Origin of the sequence: Halalkalibaculum sp. DA3122 (assembly GCF_043951865.1) — a bacterium.
Taxonomy (GTDB): domain Bacteria; phylum Bacteroidota; class Rhodothermia; order Balneolales; family Balneolaceae; genus JAMQKA01.
On the sequence record NZ_JBINJF010000002.1, the window covers coordinates 18,492 to 31,813 of the forward strand.

Consider the following 13,322-nt stretch of genomic DNA (forward strand, 5'->3'; position numbering starts at 1 on the left):
CATTATGCGATGCTGAGAATATCACCTATTTCGTGCTGATGACAATCACACCGTTTGCACCATCCATACCGTACAGTGCGGTGTCGGCCCCCTTAACCACCTCTATCTCGACAATATCGGCCGGGTTTAACAAGCTGTAAACGTCGGAAAAATCTTTTCCGGCGCGAATGCCGTTAATAACAAAAAGTGGTGTCGTATCGCTGTTAAACGAGCTTTTTTCCCGTATGGTAATGCGGGCATTGGGACCATCCCCTATCACCTTGACGCCGACAATCCGCCGAAGATAATCGGTCAGGGAATCGGAGTTATTTTGCACCACTTTAACAGAGTTGCTTTCGTTGGTGTTTTCATCGATGTTGCTTCTGACACCGCCTTGTCCGCTGGTTGCGCATCCTGCCAAGATCAGTGCAATGACAACTAAAAGAATACCGGAAGTTGAATGTAGATAATCCATAGCAGAAAAGGTTAATTTCAGAAGAACGGGTTTATCTCATGTATGAGTGGTTAGAGTGGGATTCCTGTGCTGTTTGCAAATACTTTTGGTAAAAGCTGTACATATCAGTTGAATCCATAAGGGCCATCGGACCGAATACCAGCAATCTCTGTATCCTACAGATAGCTGATATACAATACAACGAGTAACTACACTAGCCGCTGCGTTTGGTGTTGATAATGATTACACCATTGGCCCCTTCAACCCCATAAGCCGAGGCCTCAACTCCCTTTACAACTTTAATATTATCAACATCGTGCATGTTTACCATGCTGTTTACGCGGCTGTAGCTTCGGCCCACCCGGGTTTGGTCAATATAAAAAAGCGGGGCGGTGCTGCCGCGAAATGTATTAATCCCCCGTATGATTATTTGAACATTATTCCCGGAACCCTGGACATTGACACCGGGGACGCGCCGAAGATAATCAGCCAGAGAAATATTTGGATTTTCTACCTGAACCCGGCTCAGTCGTTCAGAGCTTTGCCGCTCGGAACGTGCACTGTTTCCCGTGCTGGCACAGGATGCTGCAACGGTAGCCGTAATGGTGATTGCAATGACAATGAGTGAATGGAACCGTTTCATATTCGGGAATAATAATGAAGTTATGTTTAGCCACCGGGAGTGCAGCGTTTTGACTCGGATACTGTGACTGCTGAACCCACTCGTTTCCCACGATTTCCGTATTCTAACAGTAGCCGACAGTCAATTCTCATCAAAGAGTCCGAAACGGAAAGTACTTGCAATATCCCGGTGTCCCAGCCTCTTAACGTTAAAATATGCTAAGACCTCGTATGAAAAAGAACAACGCCGCCACCTCCTTCTACCCCGTAAGCCGAAGCTTCCGGGCCCTTCAATACCTCGATACTTCCGATATCATTGATGTTAATAAAACCATAGACACTGCTAAAATCTCTTCCGATCCGGATGCCATCAATTACAAAAAGAGGACTGGGATTACCTAAAAACGTATTGATACCACGGATGGTAATTCGGGCGTTGGCTCCGTGTCCTGTTACCTGGACGCCGGGTATCCTGCGTAAATAGTCAGTTAAATCGATCGACGGGTTGTCGACAACAACTCTGGAGCTGTTGAATGCCGATTCGGATTTTCCCACACCATTTCCGCTCGTACCACAACCTGAGATAAGCAGTGCCAAGGCAATGCTCAGAAGGTATATATTGACTTCTTCGCATTTCATATTTGTGGTGTTTAGTTTAGGAGGAATATATATACAACATATAATTTTACTGGTGCTGTACCTCTCTTTTTATTCACCCGTTATAAGTTAACGTAAATAAAGGTAAATATTGCATTTATCCTGAATTATTCAGGATAAATTAATTTGCCACCCAAAGTAGCTGTTAAACAGGAGAGACTGCAAAACTGTTTTATTGTGTAATGCTCTTGAGGGCTGAATAGATGGAGTGGCCATAAATTTGCCTCATTCTCTGTCTCCGCTGATTTTTTGAATCGGGGTAAGTATTATCTTGCGAAACTCTACTTCCGCTCCCTCAGCCTGGAGGGCAATTTTTCCGCTGCTGGCGGTGGCGTCGTACCCGAAGTTAACCAGGTCGCCATTTACCCAGACCTTAATCGAGTCGCTGACCGCTTCTATAGTCATGCTGTTCCATTCGCCAAGTGGGTGTTCGGAGTCATCGGTGAGATTAAGAATTCTTCGATTTTTCCCCTCTGTAATGCCCCACTCCTCCCTGGGACCACGACGTTCCACCATGTTGGGTACGGTAATATCTTCCACGATGCACCAGAAGTCACCCGCGTTTTCATGCATCATCTGCACTTCAATCGATTTAGGAAACATCTCATATAGCGCCCTCGAGGTAGAGGCATGCACAAGAACGCCGCAGTTGCCGGGCTCCCCGGGGAAACGGTATTCTACTTCAAGGCGGTAGTTGCTGAATTCATCTTCTGTAATCAGATGTCCCCGGGGTTCTCCAAGACTGACAAGATAGCCATCCCGTACAATAAACGGTTTCCGGAGGGCTGAATCCTCGTCGAGAGCGGGTACGTCCATGTACCATCCGCTCAGGTCTTTCCCATTAAAAAGCGACTGGGACTGTCCGTGTACCTGGTTGGGAATGTGCAATGAAAAAGCGAAAATAATGCAGAACAAAAACAGTTTTTTTATCAGCATACATCCTCGTATCGAGTAGATTAATTGTTTGAAGTCTGCTGCAGCGACAAACCGCCGGTTCGCGGTAGATTCCGGTAGCGAAATATAGTTGGGACCTGACCACTATTCCATCATGAAATAGCCGGTTTGGCAAGAGTGCCGTCTCATATATATAAACTATATTTACTTATTTTGAAATATCCTTTCAAAAAATAATAGGTAATTTTCGCCGTCATTGTTCTGAGGAGGGGGGCTGTCTAAAAGGTTAATAAGGTCGTTGGTAGAACCACCTGCCAATAAAGTAGCAGTTTCAGGTTCTGCAAAGGAACCGTGAAAATAAATAAATCGCAAGCCCAATCAAGGGCTTGCGATTTCTAGGGAAAATCACACAAGAAGTATGTAATGGACTTGTTTGTGTGATAGGTTAACAGGAATAAAATCGTTAATCCCAGTCACCGCGACCCCCGCCACGGCCTCCACGGTTATTGCCGAACTGGTTAAAATTATAGCGGAAATTGAGCATAAAGCTTCGGCTCGACCAGCTGAATTCGCGTTCCGAATAGAAGTTTGCATTGTCGATGGTGTTCTGGAAATTGCGTGAATTCAGTATGTCGTCAACACTGAGGGAAACGGTAGCTTGACCGTCCCAGAGTTCAAAACTCCTGGAGATGCCGGTGTCCATCATCATCATTCCGGCTCGTCGACCCTGCGTGGTGTTGCGCGGCCCGCGATATCGGCCTGCAAACTGCATATTCCACTGCGAGGTGGGTCGCCAGCGCAGTGTCAGCCGTCCCTGTGCCGTTTGGGCGTCGCTGGTGAGAAGCTCACCCTGGTAATTGCCTCTGGAGTCGGAGCGGTAGAAGTTGGCATTGAGACGGAGGCTGAGCGTTTGGGCCAGATCCTGGTCTCCGGAAAATTCGATGCCCCATGCCTCTTCAGTAGCCAGGTTGATCGGCTGCGTGCGTCGTATTCCCTGGTCATCCAGCGTGGTCACGCGCTCGTGAACGCCGGTGCGGTAGCGATAATACACACTGGTGAGCAGCGAGCCTGTCTCCCAGTATTGCAGGTAGCCCGTTTCAAAGGAGTTTCCATATTCAGGCTCCAGTTCGGGATTGCCGGTAAACCGGCTGCGGGAGTCGGAATAGTCGGAAAAGGGAAGCAGCATGCGCGACCAGGGGCGATCGAGGCGGCGGCTGTAGCTCACCTGGACCGACTGCCGGTCGTTAAAGGAATAATTCAGGAACACGCTCGGAAACAGCCCGAAGTAATTCTGGTTGGTTTTATCGCCGGTCGTTTTAAGCTCTGTTTCAATGACCGTATGCTCGGCCCGCACGCCAATCGAGGTAGAAAATGCCCCGAACTCCTGGCTGTAGGTTGCATAGGCGGCGTTGATATTTTCATGATAGAGGAAGTTGTCATTAAATGCAGCGGCCTGCAGAGGTTGCCAGGTACTGTTTTCAAGCACTTCGGCGCGCAGGCTGTTGTCCATCCATTCAAACCTGGAGCGTCCACCGGCCTCAAGCTGGCCGCTCTCCCCGATCGGTCGCACATAATCAATGTCGAATCGGAAGTCGCGTGCAAATTCACTGGCGAAGGTGCGTTCCCGCTGGGGATCATAACTACCCTGCATAACGGATTCGGTAAAGTTGGACCGTTCCGATTCATCCTCGACCTCAAAACTCGCTTCGGCGGTTAACCGGTGGTCCTGCCCGTCATACCTGTTTTCATACTCCAGGTTCGCTTCAAATTCCTTCTCCTGTTCATCCTGTTCGTCGCTTCGCTGTATGCGCCGGCTGATATCCCCGACCGATCCGCCATTGATATTGTAGTCGGTATAATTGACGGTTTCATCGGTCCACCCATCTTCCAGGTCCAGGTTTCCGTCGATCGTCAATGTTTGATTTTCGGTGAGAAAGAAGTCGGCTCCCAGCCTGAGGTCACCATCAATTTCACTTTCATCGGCATCCGTATTTTCGCGGTATGCGTAGGAGGTATCGGCAGTGGCGTTCTGGCCGAGGTTGAACTCCTGGTAGGAAAATCCCTCTTCGGGATCGCTCCGGTAGTCGATTCCACCGCCGCCAAACCAGTTTACATTTTCGGTACGGTAGTTCAGGTTGGTTGAAACTTCATGATCCTGCGGCATGCCCGAGCCAAGGCCCACACTGCCGTTGAATCCCTGGCGCTGGTCTTTCTTCATTATAATATTGATGATCCCGGCCGAGCCTTCCGCTGAAAATTTTGCGGATGGATTGGTAATGATCTCCACTTCCTGGATCAGGTAGGAGGGGATGCTTCTGAGTCCGTCTGCCCCGTCTTCCACCAGGTTTGAGGGCCTGCCGTTGATCAAAATACGCACCGACTGGTTGCCCCGCAGGCTGATGTTGCCGTCAATGTCGCTGGCGATGGAGGGGACATTGTCGAGCACGTCGAGCGCCGAACCGCCCATGCTGGTCAGGTCTTGACCGACATCAAAAGAACGGCTGTCGAAATTCATGGACATTTCGGACTTTTCGCCACGTACCATCACTTCCTGCATCTGGGCGGATGTAGGCTGCATGTTGATTTCTCCGGCATCGTAGGTTTCTCCGGCGGAGAGCTCAACCGGTTCGGTATAATTATTATAGGAGACATACGATATCTGGAGAACATAACGTCCCGGTTCCACTTCAATGTTGAAAGTGCCGTCGTTATTGCTGGAAGTGCCCGTAATAAGGTCGGTTTCCGTGGAGTCATAGATAGCTACAGAGGCATTTGGCACCGTCTCCCCCGCTTCATTGTAGATGACCCCTTCTACAACGGCTGGATCTGTTTCACCGGTTTGCCCAAATGATATTTGTGCGATACATATTAACAGCACGCCCAGGAGTAAACGCTTCATAGTGTTATTGGTCTGTTCATTACATTGCCGTTTTCAATTCATTCTAAACATAATAGCCGATGCTGACCCAATCCTGAATGAAATCTGATCAGAATTTGAAGATTCTGATTCGACATGTGTAAACTTGTAAATCGGTGTTAAAAAAATGATGAGGCGGGTTGACCACCACCTGGGATTGTAGAGATGCTGTCACGAAGGTCTCCCCTCAATACCGGCGATCATCCGTATCTTTTATTTTGGGATAGGTATTTGGGTGGGTTTTGCGAAACTCTCAATTGGTCGTTGGGAGGGGGTTGTACTACCGTCTCAAGGGGGATAAGGTCGGTGGTACAGTCCCCTCCCAACAAAATAACAGGTTCTGTAAAGGTCTCTAATAGAGAGCTTTTGAAAAGCCTTGTTTTGCAGAGCTCTCTATTAGCACACCGCGGGATCGAGATCAACCCCGGTCCCGGTCAATGGTGCTACTGGCTCCATGGCGGAACCACTTCGTTCATCCGGGCATAGGCGATAGATTGGCCGACATGTTCGCTCATATGGCTGAGCAGCATGACCAACACGCCCTGCCCATCGGTAGATCGACCATAAATTTCGGTTTGTTCCCTCAGCTTGGCATCCGGCATGTTCTGTACGGATTCCTTGACATGCTGTATGGATTGTTCGAGTAGGGATACAATTTCTTCTTTCCCGGTCATGGAACTAATATTTTCCATGTCCACACCGTCGGGCGCGGGTATGTCGAGAGCTCCCTGTAGCATGGAGAAGTTGGCTCCGGCAATATGCCGGTATACTTCGCCTACCGAACTAACTCCTTCCATCGGCCGCCAGTCGTAATGCTCGGCGGGCATCGCCTTTGCGAGTTCAAGCACGCGGGAGCTGTAGTCAAACTGGCCGATAAACTGCTGTTTGAAATTGTTTTCGGAGCTTTCCTGGGCAGAAGCCGGATACCCGGAAAATACGAGCACAACGGCTGCAAACAGAGTGGTGAGTGTTTTTTTCATGGCAGTGGTCCCTGGTTAATGATGAGTGGTACGCGTAAGCAGAATATGCAAAACAGTTCTTCCCGTTCCAAATGGATTTTCAGAGGGGGGTTGAAGTAAATCTGCACATACCGCGTTACAGAGGGAGTCAGGCACTCATATTCAATCATTTCATCAAATCCCTGAAAATATAGGTTTAAAACGATATAATAGAACAAACCAGAAATAGAATTCAGAGGTATCTTATGTCTACTATTTTTACCAAGATTATCGAGGGAGAAATTCCCTGTCACAAGATTGCAGAAAATGAAGAGCATATTGCGTTCCTGGATATTAATCCCATTGCCCGGGGACATACCCTGATTGTGCCTAAAAAAGAGATCGATTATTTCTTTGACCTGCCGGATGAGCTGTATCACAGCACCATGGATTTTGCCCGGGGGATAGCGGGAGCGATCGACCGCGCCCTCGAACCGTTTCGGACCGGGATTATCGTGCAGGGCCTGGAGGTTCCGCACGCGCACCTTCACCTGGTTCCCTTGTATAAAACGCGACAGGTGATGGCGCTGGGGCACAACGTGGAGGTGACGGAAAACGAGATGAAAGAGCTGGCCAAAAAGATCAGCGCCGAGGTAAAAATATGAAGCTGTTTATCCTCAACGGTCCAAATCTGAATATGCTGGGAAGTCGCGACCCTGAACAGTACGGGGCCTCAACACTGAAAGAAATCGAGACGATGCTCGTGGAGAGATTCCCGGAGCATGAACTTACCTTTTTCCAGAGTAACGGGGAGGGAGCGATTGTAAGCGCAATACAGGAGCTGGTCAGCGGCGACCATGAAGGATTGGTGGCCAATTTTGGAGCTTACACCCATACTTCTGTTGCGATACGGGATGCACTTGAACTGCTGACGATTCCTGTCGTTGAAGTCCATCTCTCCAACATCCACGCCCGGGAGGCGTTCCGCCATAAAACGTTGACCGGTGCTGTCTCAACGGGGATTATTGCCGGCTTTGGAAAACAGAGCTACGTTTTGGGTATCCAGGCGGTAGAACAGCTGTTAAATAGATGAGTTGAATTTGAGCCAGTTGCCGGCCTCTTATCACAAACTTTGCTGAGTTTGGTAAAGGAGTGCACCGCGTGCATAAATTAGCATCATTTGCAGGAACTCTTGTAATGTGAGGGGTGAGCAGTATTGCGGTATTAATCTCATGAAAGGGTAGCCGTGATCACCGAAAACAGGCGATTCCACTGAAGAATAAACGATAACAAAAATATTCTTGAAGAAGCTTAAAGAACTCCTGTCCGATACCCTGGTGTACGGCATCAGCAGTGTGCTGGCCCGTTTTATCAACTATCTGCTGGTACCGTTCCACACGGATGTGTTTCGGCCTGCCCAGTATGGCGTAGTGGGACTGATTTATGCGGCGATCGCTTTTTTGAATGTTATTTTCACCTTTGGGATGGAATCGGCCTACCTGCGGTATGCCAAAGATCGCGACAAGGCCCGAGACGTATTTAAAACCCTGCAGCTGGGCCTGTTGGGCATCGCCACGATACTGGCGTTCCTGCTCTGGCTGCTCTCCCCATGGCTGATGCCGTTGATGAGCCTGGATGCCGGCACGGAAACGATCTACCTGATGATGATCGGCATCCTGTGGTTCGATACTCTTTCTATCGTACCGTTTGCCGAGCTGCGGCTGGTCCGCCGCTCCTGGCTGTTTGCCACTCTGCGGACCGGGAATGTATTGATAAATCTCGGCCTCAACTTTTTCCTGATTCTGTCGCTGGGCTGGGGTATTGAGGCTGTGTTCTGGGCAAATGTAGTGGCTTCGGGGGCAACAACGCTAGTGCTTTGGCTTTTGACGGCCGACATGCTCAGCGGTAGCTGGTCGCACCCGGTATTTCGGAAGGCGCTGAAGTTTGGCCTCCCCTTTATTCCCGCCGGAGTCGGGTATGCCATTAATGAGATGCTCGATCGCTTTTTTCTGAACAATTATCTTTCACCTGATGCGGTGACCGCTCTTTACGGGACCGGCTATACACCGGAGGCTGTCGTCGGGGTATACAATGCCTGCTACAAGCTGGCCGTATTCATGCTGCTGCTTGTCCAGATGTTCCGGATGGCGTGGCAGCCCTTTTTTATGCGCCACTCCGATGATGCGCAGGCTCCCGCCCTGTTTCGGGATGTATTTCGATATTTTAATGTCGCAGCGGGTATCCTGTTTTTGTCTGTAGCCCTTTTTGTCGAGGAGATCGTACAGATAGAAATCCCGGTCCTGAACGCCTACATTATCGGGAAAGAATACTGGATGGGCCTCCATATCGTGCCGCTGCTGCTGGGGGCGTATTGGTTCCACGGCTGGTATATGAATTTTTCGGCAGGAATTTTTATCGAGGAGGAAACCCGGATTTTGCCCAAAATTACGCTGGCAGGGGCCGCCATCACCGTATGCGCCAACCTGGTCTTGATTCCTTTTTACGGCATGCTCGGCTCAGCAACAGCCACCCTTTTGAGCTATGCTGCGATGGCCCTCCTTCTTTATCATCGCAGTACAAAGGTCTACCCCGTATCCTATGAGCTCGGCCGTGCGGGGTTAATGATCGCCGTTGCGGCTCTTTGCCTGGTTATGCAACCTGCGATGATTCAATGGGCGGGATCGGAATGGACAGCCAATATCCTGTTGTTATTGATAGGCACCTTTCTGTTGGGATTGCTCAGTTATCGGAAGGGTGCAGCAGCTATTTCGTGAATTGAGAAGGAGTAATCCCGCTATCTTTGACAGGTTGGATAACCAGGTGTAGCAGCGAGACCTGTTGCCAAAATTATTTCTTAAAGAATATCAGGTTTCAAAAGTATTATGGGAAAAACAGAACAAGTTGGCGTCTATGTTGATGCAGCAAATGTTTCGCAAAATGGTGGCTTCGGTCTTCGGTATGAGATTCTTCGTAAATTTGCGACCCGGGGCGGAGAGTACCCGGCCCGGTTGAACGTGTACCAGATTTATGATGCCAAACGGGCCAAGCAGGACAGCTCTTACCGCGATAAGGCGACCCGGTTTGCCGAGGTGCTGCGCGACTACGAATATAAAGTGATCGAAAAACCGCTTGTCCGGAATGAAAGTCAGTCTGATGGAGAAAGCAACATTAATTCTGCGGTAGATGTAGACATGACGGTCGACATCCTGCAGCAGGCCGACGAGCTGGACAAGGTTGTACTACTCACGAACAAGGCCAGCTTCGTGCGCCTGGTGCGCGCAGTGCAGCAGAAAGGGTGCCGGGTTGAGATTATAGGTTTCGACGCGATTGCCAGTCCGCTGAAAAGGGAGGCGGACATGTATATTTCAGGGTACCTAGTACCGGGTCTTCTGCCAATAGAATCGCCTTATGAATGGGGGCGTGTCGGTTCCCGGGTTCGGGGGGTGTGTTACGACTTTTCGCACAACGATGGGTACGGGTTTATGCGCTACCTGACCAGCTTCAATGAGCATTTGTGGATTACCGATTCCCGGTTCAAGGGATCGCCATACAAGACCGTGTTTGCCCATATCTCGCAATTTGAAGAGAATTTTGATACCAGTTTTCTGCCCAGTCGCGACCTGATCTTTGAGTTTGACCTGGCCGAGAGCGACAAGGGGCTCGTGGCAGAAAATATAGTCCTGGTTTCCGCCCCTTGATCTTTTTTATAGGCCCGTTCAGGAGCTGGCCGGGAGGAACTAGCCTGCATTTCCCACCAAGAAATTTGTTCTTCAGCAAGGCGAAGGGAAAATGGCCGCGCAGACGTACCTTCGCACGTTGAGCAGGCGATTTCCTCTTTAATGCAGCTGGAGGGCAAATCTCGCGGCACGTTACACCCTGTTACATACAATGGTCTGTAAAATATGATGTAAGATACTGCCGATCATGAGGGTACATAATTTTATCAAAAATTATCGTGAGAAATGCGGGCTAGCGGTCTGGAGAGCTCAGCCCATTTGTTGCCGGCCACAACGGTTTCGGCCGGAGGGGACGGACTCCAGGGGCGTTGTGTTATTCCGGGTGAGATCAGTATCCGCCCGTTTTCTTTTGACGGATCGAGGGCGTCATCCCTTTTTTCTTCTCCATTCGTAGCTCAGCAGGGCGGCACTGACCGATGCATTCAGCGATTCAACCCGGTTATGCATCGGGATGGCAAAGGTATAGTCGCAGTGTTCCAGCGTCTTCTGGCGGATGCCGCTGCTTTCACTGCCGATCACAAACGCCAGTGGCCGATCAACCTGGAGGTCCCATAGTTGCGTTTCACCTTCCTGGTCTAGCCCCCCAATCCAAAAGCCGGCCTCCTTCAGTTTTAGGATCGCCTGGTTCAGGTTGCCCACTCTTACGGTGGGAATGCGCCCTGCCGTGCCGGCGGATGTTTTAAACACTGTGGCGTTGATCGGGGCCTGCCGGTGTTTGGGAACCAGTACCGCATCAATACCCGCGGCTGCGGCCGTGCGGAGAATGGCTCCCACATTGTGTGGATCTTCCAGCCCGTCCAGCAAAAGAATGCCCGGGTAGGCAGCGAGGTCGAGCGTGTCCAGCCAGGGACCGAATTCATGGTACTCAATCGCGCTCATTAAGGCTACAACCCCCTGGTCGTTGACCGATCCCACGAGGTTGTGCAACCGGGATCCCGGAACGTGGGAAATCGGAATACGGTTATTAGAAGAGAGACTAAAAATGGAGTCAATATCCTGATCTTTGACAGAATCTCGCACAAATATTTTTTCTATGCGCTCGGGCTCATGTTCAAGCGCCTCCTTTACGGGGTTCCGGCCGTAAATGTAAATGTTTTCATCGGTTTCAGGCATATTATTAATAAACAGATTGAAAAATTATCTAATTCGGTTAACTTATATATGGGAATAGGAAAACGGTGATTTAAAAAAGTAGATTATCGTTGCAAAGGACTTCCCTACCTCTTTAAAATAAGGAATAACGTCATGGACTTAGAACATAAAAACAAGGGACATTTTCTTTCTTCGGATTCATCGGATTTAATGCAGCCGAACCAATCCTCCAGGTTGTTGAACCTGTTTAATCGGAGCCAGGCGCCGACAACATTGATCTTTATCGCCTCAATCCTGGAGATCGTGCTTGGTGTTGGTGTTGTGTTCGCATCGGTTGCGGGGCTCATGGAACCGCTTTGGTTCTCGAACTTTATGTGTTTGCTGGGAAGCCTCGGCTGCATGATCGGAGTGTTCCTGTTGTATAATATTATTCACAAAGATGGCAATGCGGAAGAACTGCTGCGCGAGGCCACCCGCCGAATTATGAACGCCCAGAACTGACTATGGAGCAGGAGATCCCTGACGAGCAGAAGCAGAAGTACGAATCGTATTTGAATATTCATCTCAAAAAAAATCAGACGGAGCTGCCGATCGATCAAAAGATCACCCTGCTGGAGAAAAGAGATCGCAACAAATGGTTCCACCTGCTCATAAACGTGGCTGCTATACTCCTTTTTGGCTACTCTTTTTACTTTGACTTAACACAGCTAAGTCAAACTTTTTTTATCATTATTGCAGTAGTTTTTGGAATTAACGTAGTTCTCATTTTCTACCAGAAACGACAAATTCGGTCACTCATAGAATATTTACAAACACAAAAGCATGATTAGACCCGTCTGTGTGTTTTTAACAGTATTTGCTGCAATATCCCCTGCTCTATCTGCCCAGGAATCTGAATCTTTCCCCTATATGCTTCCCACTCTTTATAGCGACAACGGAGATAACTTTATCGTCATCGCCCACCGCGGGGCCAGTGCCTATTTTCCCGAAAATACCATGCCGGCGTTCCGGGGAGCAGTTGAGATGGGAGCGGAGATGATCGAAATTGATGTGATGATGAGCAGCGACGGGGTGCCGGTCGTTTTTCATGATGCAACACTTGCAGACCATACCAACGGGGAGGGGGAACTGGCTGATTATTCCCTGGAAGAGTTAAGAGAGCTGGATGCCGGTTCATGGTTCGGCGCGGAATTTGCCGGTGAGAAAATACCCACCCTGGAGGAGGTTCTTCAGTTTGCCAGAGACAGGATTGCCGTGAATATTGAGATCAAGACCGAGGCTGTCACGGATCAGGAAAGAGGGGGCGTAGAGGAGAAATCACTTGAGCTGGTCAGGAAGTACGGGATGGAAGACCACGTCCTTTTTTCCAGCTTTGACTACCGGGCGATAGCACACATAAAAGCGCTGGAACCAACCATGCCGGCGGCTCTTTTGTATAACAGCCAGACCTCCAACAAGCGACTGCCCTCGCAGCTGGTGGCCGATTACTCTGCTGATGCCTTTAACTGTAGTTACAAGCAGCTGAATCGCAAGCGGTTACTGGACATCCGGCTGCACAATATACCGGTGTTTGTATATACCGTGAACCAGCAGCAGAGAATGAAAAAACTGGTGAAAATGGGGGTGACGGGTATCTTTTCGGATAAGCCCGACCTGCTTCGGAAGGTGGCGGAGAATGTGAACAAGTAATACGGACCTTCCTCTCTTGATGGATATTCTTTAGAGAAGAGAACGATTGACCCTTTTCCCGTGAAGAAAAAATGGGGGACAGTACTTGTCAGGGCCTGTCCCCCCTTAGGTTAACCATATCTTTTACTGGGTAATGAACCCGATCTATCATCTACATTGACATTATAGCCCTTTTGAGCGTAGATGTTCCAAGGTGTTGCAGCCTGTAGCAGGAGAATGCCGGCTGATGAGGGCAATATAATGCAGGGAAGCCCGGTACGGTCTGCCCGTCATCATTTCTATTGGACCGTTACCAAATGCTAATTACACCATCGATCGCCATGGCACTTACGAAATCCAAAAAA

At 49.4% G+C, this 13,322-nt stretch carries 14 protein-coding genes; 7 read left to right on the plus strand and 7 right to left on the minus strand.

Features of this window, described 5'->3' with window-relative positions:
* Positions 1-25 precede the first annotated feature (25 nt).
* From ACG2F4_RS01865 to ACG2F4_RS01890, 6 genes are all read right to left on the minus strand, one after another.
* Positions 26-454, minus strand: coding sequence for a TonB-dependent receptor plug domain-containing protein (locus ACG2F4_RS01865; protein ID WP_395257730.1), 429 nt, complete (start codon positions 452-454; stop codon positions 26-28).
* 193 nt (positions 455-647) lie between these two features.
* Positions 648-1,076 carry a TonB-dependent receptor plug domain-containing protein gene (locus ACG2F4_RS01870; protein WP_395257732.1) on the minus strand — a complete coding sequence of 143 codons (429 nt, stop codon included), beginning with the start codon at positions 1,074-1,076 and terminating at the stop codon, positions 648-650.
* Between the two features lie 197 nt (positions 1,077-1,273).
* Positions 1,274-1,693 (minus strand): TonB-dependent receptor plug domain-containing protein, encoded by a 420-nt coding sequence (locus ACG2F4_RS01875; RefSeq protein ID WP_395257734.1) that lies wholly within the window; start codon positions 1,691-1,693, stop codon positions 1,274-1,276.
* A 243-nt stretch (positions 1,694-1,936) separates the two neighbouring features.
* Positions 1,937-2,641, minus strand: coding sequence for a DUF1080 domain-containing protein (locus ACG2F4_RS01880; RefSeq protein WP_395258169.1), 705 nt, complete (start codon positions 2,639-2,641; stop codon positions 1,937-1,939).
* Positions 2,642-3,068: 427 nt separating this feature from the next.
* Positions 3,069-5,504, minus strand: a complete 2,436-nt coding sequence (locus ACG2F4_RS01885) for a TonB-dependent receptor domain-containing protein (protein ID WP_395257736.1) — start codon at positions 5,502-5,504, stop codon at positions 3,069-3,071.
* Between the two features lie 461 nt (positions 5,505-5,965).
* Entirely contained in the window at positions 5,966-6,502 is a 537-nt protein-coding gene (locus ACG2F4_RS01890; RefSeq protein ID WP_395257738.1) for a DinB family protein, read from the minus strand.
* 224 nt (positions 6,503-6,726) lie between these two features.
* On the opposite strand from ACG2F4_RS01890, the gene ACG2F4_RS01895 reads away from it, so the two are divergent.
* The 4 genes from ACG2F4_RS01895 (at position 6,727) to ACG2F4_RS01910 (ending at position 10,158) form a co-directional block, all read left to right on the plus strand.
* Positions 6,727-7,125, plus strand: coding sequence for an HIT family protein (locus tag ACG2F4_RS01895; protein ID WP_395257740.1), 399 nt, complete (start codon positions 6,727-6,729; stop codon positions 7,123-7,125).
* Positions 7,122-7,553 (plus strand): type II 3-dehydroquinate dehydratase, encoded by a 432-nt coding sequence (locus ACG2F4_RS01900; protein WP_395257742.1) that lies wholly within the window; start codon positions 7,122-7,124, stop codon positions 7,551-7,553. Before ACG2F4_RS01895 ends, ACG2F4_RS01900 begins: the two co-directional genes overlap by 4 nt.
* A gap of 208 nt (positions 7,554-7,761) precedes the next feature.
* The gene (locus tag ACG2F4_RS01905) at positions 7,762-9,234 is read left to right on the plus strand and encodes a lipopolysaccharide biosynthesis protein (RefSeq protein WP_395257744.1); all 1,473 of its coding nucleotides are present in this window, start codon (positions 7,762-7,764) and stop codon (positions 9,232-9,234) included.
* A gap of 108 nt (positions 9,235-9,342) precedes the next feature.
* A complete protein-coding gene (locus tag ACG2F4_RS01910; protein ID WP_395257746.1) occupies positions 9,343-10,158 on the plus strand; it encodes an NYN domain-containing protein in 816 nt (271 codons plus the stop codon).
* Between the two features lie 405 nt (positions 10,159-10,563).
* Here the strand turns inward: ACG2F4_RS01910 and rlmB are convergent, their stop codons facing one another.
* Positions 10,564-11,310: a 23S rRNA (guanosine(2251)-2'-O)-methyltransferase RlmB gene (gene rlmB / locus ACG2F4_RS01915; RefSeq protein ID WP_395257748.1), complete on the minus strand. Its 747-nt coding sequence runs from the start codon at positions 11,308-11,310 to the stop codon at positions 10,564-10,566.
* Positions 11,311-11,442: 132 nt separating this feature from the next.
* On the opposite strand from rlmB, the gene ACG2F4_RS01920 reads away from it, so the two are divergent.
* The 3 genes from ACG2F4_RS01920 to ACG2F4_RS01930 all read left to right on the plus strand — a co-directional run bounded on the left by ACG2F4_RS01920 (position 11,443) and on the right by ACG2F4_RS01930 (position 12,978).
* Positions 11,443-11,790, plus strand: coding sequence for a hypothetical protein (locus ACG2F4_RS01920; protein ID WP_395257750.1), 348 nt, complete (start codon positions 11,443-11,445; stop codon positions 11,788-11,790).
* Positions 11,791-11,792: 2 nt separating this feature from the next.
* Positions 11,793-12,119, plus strand: coding sequence for a hypothetical protein (locus ACG2F4_RS01925; RefSeq protein ID WP_395257752.1), 327 nt, complete (start codon positions 11,793-11,795; stop codon positions 12,117-12,119).
* Between the two features lie 79 nt (positions 12,120-12,198).
* Positions 12,199-12,978 carry a glycerophosphodiester phosphodiesterase gene (locus ACG2F4_RS01930; protein WP_395257754.1) on the plus strand — a complete coding sequence of 260 codons (780 nt, stop codon included), beginning with the start codon at positions 12,199-12,201 and terminating at the stop codon, positions 12,976-12,978.
* Positions 12,979-13,322: the final 344 nt, after the last annotated feature.